Source organism: Protofrankia sp. Cr2 (assembly GCF_963555885.1).
Taxonomy (GTDB): Bacteria; Actinomycetota; Actinomycetes; order Frankiales; family Frankiaceae; genus Protofrankia.
In genome coordinates, this window is the sequence record NZ_CAUVXG010000054.1 from 14,130 (window position 1) to 21,436 (window position 7,307).

The 7,307-nt window shown below is 69.1% G+C and carries 5 protein-coding genes; 2 read left to right on the forward strand and 3 right to left on the reverse strand.

Translation table 11 applies throughout. The annotated features are described in order from the left end of the window. On the reverse strand, positions 1–819 hold an 819-nt coding region (locus tag U9978_RS19600; protein ID WP_322762595.1), incomplete at its 3' end, for a hypothetical protein. A gap of 105 nt (positions 820–924) precedes the next feature. Here U9978_RS19600 and U9978_RS19605 point away from each other — a divergent pair. Continuing rightward, positions 925–2,778, forward strand: a complete 1,854-nt coding sequence (locus U9978_RS19605) for a copper resistance protein CopC (RefSeq protein ID WP_322762596.1) — start codon at positions 925–927, stop codon at positions 2,776–2,778. A 14-nt stretch (positions 2,779–2,792) separates the two neighbouring features. Here the strand turns inward: U9978_RS19605 and U9978_RS19610 are convergent, their stop codons facing one another. Continuing rightward, positions 2,793–4,115, reverse strand: a complete 1,323-nt coding sequence (locus U9978_RS19610; protein WP_322762597.1) for an RNA polymerase subunit sigma-24 — start codon at positions 4,113–4,115, stop codon at positions 2,793–2,795. Positions 4,116–4,319: 204 nt separating this feature from the next. Then, positions 4,320–6,032: a S1C family serine protease gene (locus U9978_RS19615; protein WP_322762598.1), complete on the reverse strand. Its 1,713-nt coding sequence runs from the start codon at positions 6,030–6,032 to the stop codon at positions 4,320–4,322. 568 nt (positions 6,033–6,600) lie between these two features. Here U9978_RS19615 and U9978_RS19620 point away from each other — a divergent pair. Further along, positions 6,601–7,307: glycosyltransferase (locus U9978_RS19620; protein WP_322762599.1), on the forward strand; the 707-nt coding region annotated here is incomplete at its 3' end.

The window sequence follows — 7,307 nt, forward strand, 5'->3', positions numbered from 1 at the left end:
GGCCGCGACCAGCCCGAGGGTCCAGGCGACCATCTCCACGGTGTTGCCGAGCAGGAAGCCCGACAGCCGGCCGTCGGCCCGCGAGAACGCGATCAGTACCGAGTGGGTGACGTCCGCCGCGACGATGGTCGTCACCGCCACGGCCAGTGCCCTACCCGCGTGTCGCAGCAACCCGAGCGCCACTACCCCGGCGGCCAGCGCGATCGCGAGAACGACCCACGGGGCTGGGGAGGGCCCCGGAATCCAGGCAAGGGTGCCGGTTGCGCTGGCCGCCCGGCCGTCCACGGTCAGTGGGATCATCCAGGTGTAGATCTCGTGGAAACGGTCGGGCGCCGCCAGAACGACCGGCGGGTCCTGCGTCCCCATCCAGTGGGTTCGGTGGTCGTGCCAGACGGTGGTACCGCGGTCGCTGATTTTCTCCCAGCGGGGTGGCGCGGTGTCGTCACTGCCGGCCAGCAGGCCCGACGACCCGTACCGGCTGGCATTGAGGTAGGTGGCGGATGACAGCGCGTTGCGCCAGACTCCGGTCGGGTCCACCCGTAGGTACGGTTCGCCGGAATATCCCCTGACGATCACCGTGTGGTCGCCGCTGATGGTCAACCTGACCCGGCTGCCGTTTTCCACGGGAGCCAGGGTGACGCCGTTCACGGCGGGGTTCATCCCCGTCAGCGTCGTGCGCAGGTTGGTGGATCCGCCGCCGCTGACAGAGTGCGCCGATGCGGGCGAGGCCCCGACGATCAGCCAGCAGACCAGCGCGCCGAGAACGAGTAACGCGCGGGACGGCCCGTGCCATAACCGGACCTCAGTGGTCACGTTCATCAACGCGAAGCCTACGGTGCCGCTCCGGCGAAGCGGGAAGGGAGCGGGAAGGGAGCGAAGGGGTAGCGGGCGGGATCCGTGGACCGCACGAGGGACACTGGGGCGGTGGTAGAGGTTCGCATCATCCGCCGTGTCGGGGTTCTGCTTGTCGCGCTGGTCGCGGTACTGGTCGCGACGGCCGGTCCGGCGTCGGCGCACGCCGTGCTCGACCGCAGCGACCCGGTCGGTGGTTCCACCCTGGCGACCCCTCCGTCGGCGGTCACGCTCAGCTTCAGTGAGTCGGTGACGACGGACCCGCGTTCGATAACGGTCATCTCCGCGGCCGGCAAACGAGTGGATTCCGGCGACGTCCGGCATGGACAGGCTGGCAGCCAGGTCGTGGTCGGTCTACCTGCCGGACTCGAGCGTGGCACGTATGTCGTCAGTTGGCATGTCATCTCCGCGGACAGCCATCCGGTCTCCGGTGGATTCCTCTTCGGTGTAGGGGTGGCCCCGGATGCCGCCGCTGCCTCGGCCGTGTCCACCAGCAGCGGTTCGGCCGGCGTCAGCGTGCTGGCCGGGGTGGTGCGTTTCGTGGCGTTCGCAGGTCTGTCCGTCCTGCTCGGCGCGGGCTTCTTCCTGTTGACGCTCTGGCCGGCCGGGCTGCACCGGCCCGGCCCGAACCGGCTGCTGTGGACGGGATGGGGCGTGACGCTCGCCGGCGCTGTCGGCCTGTTGCTGGTACAGGGTCCCTACGGTGCGGGTCAGGGGATGTCCGCGCTCGCGCAATGGGCTCCCTTGTCAACGACGTTGCACACCAGATTCGGACATCTGGTGCTGCTGCGCATCCTCGCGCTGCTGCTCGCGGTACCGCTCTTGCGCGCGATCGTGGTCAGTGGCCGCCGGGCCGTCGCGGAGCTGGGTGGCCTCGCGCTCGTCGTCGCCGTGACCCAGGCGGCGTCCGGGCATGCGGGTGTCGGTGACCACGCGTGGCTGGCGACCACGATCATGACCCTGCACGTGTTGGGAGTCGCCGCCTGGACGGGCGGCCTCGCGGTGCTGGTGGTCTTCCTGCGCACAACGTCGCGGCGCGGTCCAGCCGGTGATCGGAATCGTCGACCGGACGCCGGCGTGCCCGACACCGGCGTGCCCGACACCGGCGTGCCCGACGCCCGGGTGCCCGCTGCCCGCGCCGCCGAACTCGCCAGGGTACTGCCGCGCTGGTCACGCACGGCGATGGCGGCGGTTGGCATCATCATCCTCACGGGGGTCTACCAGACCTGGCGGGAGGTCGGTGGGTTGGCAGCGCTGACGACCACCGCCTACGGCCGTCTCCTGCTGCTGAAGCTGTGGTTCGTGGCGCTGATGTTCGGAGTCGGCTGGCTGGCGCACAGATGGGTCGTGCGCCACTACCGGCCGGTCGTCGCGGCCCTGGCGGCGAGCCGCTCGGACACCACAGCCGGCGCGGGCGCACGTCCGCCGGGGTCGTCATCGACCGATGCCCAGGGGCGGTTCCAAGCCACCGAGCGTGCGGTCACCGAGCGTGCGGTCGCCGGGCTGCGTCGTGGGGTGCTGTTCGAAGCCGGATTGGCCGCGGTGGTGCTCGCGGTGACGGCGGTGCTGGTCAACTCCATTCCGGCGCGGACGTCATATGTGCCGCCGTTCGCCGACACGGTGTTCGCCGGGCCGCTCACCGTCCAGGTCGACATCAGCCCGACCAGGCACGGACCGCAGACCCTGCACATCTACACCTTCGACCCTGCAGGGAAGGTAGCGCCGCTCGCGGACGCGTCGGCGCAGCTGTCACTGCCTGACGCCGGAGTCGGGCCGCTTCCGGTGCCGCTCACCCAGGTGGCACCGGGCCACGCGATCGCCCAGGGGATGCAGGTGCCCCTGCCCGGGGCGTGGCAGCTGCGGCTGACGCTGCGCGTGAACGATTTCGATCAGTATGTGACCACCCTGTTCTACCAGGTGCGGTAGCCGACAGACCCTGGTCAGACCGGCTGAATGCCGACGACGGAGTCTGGTTGCGGGCGCTGCCCCACGCCGGCGGCGGTGGCCCCGGACGCTGGCACGCTCGTCGCAGACGCGCCCGTGTCGGGAGTGGCCGAGGGCATCGCCGACGTCGTCGACGTCGGCGGTGGCGCTGACTGCGGTTCGGCGTCGGTAGGTGGTGCGTTCGCCGCGGAGCGCTCCGCCGGTGTGGTGGGTGCCACGGCCGCCGGTGTCGTGGTTGCTCGTGGCAGCGAGTTGATCATATTCGGTGGACCCTGCTCGGGTACGGCCTGCGGTCTGGTCGCCTCTGCGGTGGACCGCTGGGCCACTTGAACCATCTCCTTCGCGCCGCCGACCCCAGGTACCGCCGGTTCGGTCCGCTGGCCGGACAGCTGCCTGGCGAACTCCCCGGCGACCGTCGGTATGATCACGGCAGTCTGGTTCCGGTCGGTGGCGGGGGGTCTTGGTCCCGGCGTCGACGGACCGAACGCGACGTCAGGGTAGGAGGCGCCGACCTCGGCCGCGGTGGGCCAGTTGATCGCGGCGGTGATACCGACGACGGCGAGGAGCAGCGACGCGGCGACCGTTACCGTGGGCCGGACACGCCGGTCGTTCAGGTCGGGGGAGCTGCCACCGGGACGCGTGGCGGGGAGCACAACGGCTGTTGGCGCGTCGTCGAGGTCACCCGGTGTACCGCTCGCGGCACCCGCGGGAGCGTCCGGCACCGATGCCTGAGTTGGCACCGATGCCTGAGTTGGCACCGATCCCTGAACTCGGGACGGCGAGGCGGTGCCTTCGGCCGCCGTTGCGGCGCGGTCGAAGGTGCGGACAAGTCCTTCCCACAGCTGTGCGGGCGCCGGGGTGATCCGAACCTTCGCGAGCATCTCCTCGGGCGCCACCGCGTGCCGTACCGGGCCACTGCGGGCCTGGGGCGAGCCGGACCACGCCAAGGCGCTGCCGCGGGCCAGCTCCAGTAACCATGAGCGCAGCCGGGTGGCATCGCCGAGTGTGGTCAGCCGGGTTCGGGCGACCAGGGCGAACGCCGTGCCCGCAGCTGCCTGAGCGACCTTGGCATCGCCCAGGATGAGCAGGCACATCGAGAAGACGTCGTCTGCATAGTGCTGGTAGACGGTGTCGAAAGCGTCCCGCTCACCTCGCCGGATCCGCATGACGAGGTCGATGTCGGACTCGGGGGTTCGCGGCCGCGGTCCGTCAGGCCGCTTGCCCGAGCCACGGTCGGCAGCGGCCGACACAGCGTGTCTGGGGCGTGAACCGGTCGCGGCGGCCCCCTCCGGGTCAGTACGGCGGATACCGCCAGTCATCAGTGCATTCTCCCGTAGCCCCCATTGGCGGGATGAGTCATGCCGGTGTCCTGGCGCGGACGGATCGACACCGGCATCGCCCGCTACGTTAGAGCGTCCCGGCCATGCCATGAGGGGAACGTCGGGAAAACTTTGTTGTCACCTGCTGGACCCACCAGGCCGTAGATCATTTGATCATGTGGTTGTCGTGGTTGTCGTGGGCCATCAGGACGGTGGTTGCTGAGCCAGGATGACCTCCGCGGTATGTGTCTGACCGCCGCGGGTGTAGGTGACGGTCACCTTGCTGCCGATGGGCTGGGACCGGACTGCCGCGATGAGTCCGTCAACGCTCGTGATCCGGCGGTCTCCCAGCTTGGTGATGATGTCGCCGTCCTGGAGTCCGGCATGCTGGGCGGGTCCGTTGTTGACCAGATTCTGGATGGTGGCACCGGTCCCGTCACCGTTCGGGTCGGTCTGGCTTGCTCCGGCGGTTGAGGCGTTCACACCGAGATACGGGTGTACCGCGGTCCCTTTGTTGATCAGCTCTCCGGCGACGGACTGGGCATAGTTGGATGGGATCGCGAACCCGACACCGATGTTGCCGGACTGCTGTTCCTGTTGACTGCCGAACCCGCCACTGCTCGAGCCCACGGTTGCGATGGCCGAGTTGATGCCGATCAGTTCGCCCTTGCTGTTGACGAGCGGGCCGCCGGAGTTGCCGGGGTTGATCGGAGCGTCGGTCTGGATGGCATCCAGGACGGCGTTGCTGTCCTGGACGTTGGTGTCGCCGGTGCGCACCGGCCGATGCATGGCACTCACGATGCCTGATGTGACGGTGCCGCTGAGTCCGAGCGGGCTGCCGACCGCGACCACCAGTTCGCCGACTGAAAGCGCGTCGGAGTCGCCGAAGGTGGTCGGCTTCAATCCGGTCGCGTCAATTTTGACCACCGCGAGGTCGGATGTCGGGTCGGTTCCGACGATCTTTGCGTTGAAGTCCTTGCCGTCCTGCGTGGTCACCGTCAGGGAACCACCCTGTGCGGCGTCGGTTACCACGTGGTTGTTGGTCAGGATGTAGCCGTCCTGACGAATGATCACTCCGGAGCCGGTGCTCGCCTGGTTTCTCGATGTAGCGGCAATCGTGACCACGCTCGGCAGGATCGTCTGCGCGGCGGCTGACACCGTGCCGGATGCGGCGGGTGACGTTCCCGCAGTGCTGGTGCTGCGCAGCAGGCCGCTGGAGGACACCACGGTCGACGCGTCGTTGCCGCCGGCGACCAGAGCGCCGACACCGCCGCCCACCCCGGCGGAGACCAGCGCGAGCGCGACCGCGGCGGCGGCGAGCCGCCTGCGGCGCGGCGGCGGGGCCGGTTGCCCGACGGTCTGAGGAGGGCCGTAGTACGGGCCGGACGGCGGTGGTGTCGGCCCGTATGGCGGTGTCGGTCCGAATGGCGGTATCGGCCCGGATGGTGTCGACCCGTATGGCGGTGTCGGCCCGAATGGCGGTGTTGGCCCGGAGCGCGACGTCGTCCTGTCGACGGGGCCGCTCAGGTATCCGGAGCTGGTGCCGCCCGAGGGTGCCACGGCCGTCGCGTCGTCGGAGACGCTCGTACCGGGCGCGCTCCAGGGCGTTCCCCACCAGGCCCGGCCGGACGCGTCGGCTGAGCCCCACTCAGGGCGCGTCCGGGGGTCTGCCGCGCCCGCCGGTGTCTGTATCCCCGCTGGTGTCTGCATCGTGGGTCGCTCGGATCCGGCGCTGCCCGGCCCGCTGCCCGCTGCCGGCCGGGCAGCGGGCTGGTGGGTGGACGGGTATGGCTCGGCATCCGGCGCCGTCCAGACCGGGGCATCCGGCCCGGACCGGAGGTCGTCGCCGCCGGCATCGGGTGCCCGCGAGTCCGAAGGACGTCCGTCCGGGGAGGTGAAGGGGGGCCGCGTGCTCATGGTAGAAACCTTCCCCTCACAAGCTGAGTGAAGACTGAAATGCGACCAACAGTCGGCTGAGGCACGGCGTCCGGGAGCGTAGGTCCCACAGCGGTCATTGTGGTGATGTTGACGTCCTCCCCGGCGTGCACGCCGAGGATTCCTACCGTGCCGCGCATGCGACACCTCGGCGGTGAATGCGGTAGCGACGACAACGGCGACCGCGGGTTCCACCATGGTGGCACCCATGGGGAAGTGCGTGAAGCACGTCAACCCGCTCTCTGTCCGAACATCCGACTGCCCGAGTGCCCGATTACAGGCTGTGACGACCGGAGGGTGACTGGGCCACCGTCCCCGGGTGGCTGTCACGCGGTCTGGGAGGACGCCCGCAACGGTGCTCTCAGTAGCTTCTCAGGTCTACTTCAGGCTGTCCTCAACGCCTTCCCCAACCCTTGGAGAGGTGAAGCTGCCGAAACATCTGCGGGGCCGTCGCGACTGCGAACCATCGCGGACTGCACCGAACCCGGTGGTGTCGATGCCGATGCCTGGTGGTGGGAGTAGGCAGACCGGAGTACTCGTAAATCCCGTCGTGACACTCCCGGCGGTCGTCGCAGCGCCGACCACCGTGACGCTACCAGCTCAATGGCGACCGCAACCTGTCGTCGAGGTGGTGGTCCCGGTCTACAACGAGCAGGCGGCCCTTGCTGACAGCATCCGGCGACTGCATGACTTCCTGACCCGCCGTTTTCCCTTTGACTGGCGGATCACGATCGCCGACAACGCGAGTACCGACGCCACGCCTGTGATCGCCCGGCGGTTGGCCACCGACCTGAGTCGGGTACGGGTGACACGGCTGGAGGCCAAGGGTCGTGGCCGGGCGTTGCGGGCCGTCTGGTCGGCGTCGGACGCCGATGTCGTTGCATATATGGACGTGGATCTCTCCAGCGGGCTTGAGGCACTGTTGCCGTTGGTCGCGCCGTTGCTTTCGGGCCATTCGGACGTCGCGATCGGTTCTCGGCTGGTTCGCGGGTCCAGGGTCGTTCGCGGACCGAAACGAGAGATCATCTCTCGTTGTTACAACTGGATGCTGAGGGTCACCTTCCGGACGTCCTTCCGGGACGCCCAGTGCGGCTTCAAGGCGGTCCGGGCTGACGTGGCCCGCGCGCTTCTACCCGCGATCGAGAATAACCATTGGTTCTTCGACACCGAACTACTGCTTCTCGCTGAACGTAACGGCCTGCGGATTCATGAGGTGGCGGTCGACTGGACCGACGACCCGGACTCCCGGGTGGATGT

Excerpts from the sequence above, each read along its gene's own strand:
- U9978_RS19610 (WP_322762597.1), bottom strand. The coding sequence starts at position 4,115 with ATGACTGGCGGTATCCGCCGTACTGACCCGGAGGGGGCCGCCGCGACC.
- U9978_RS19615 (WP_322762598.1), bottom strand. The coding sequence starts at position 6,032 with ATGAGCACGCGGCCCCCCTTCACCTCCCCGGACGGACGTCCTTCGGAC.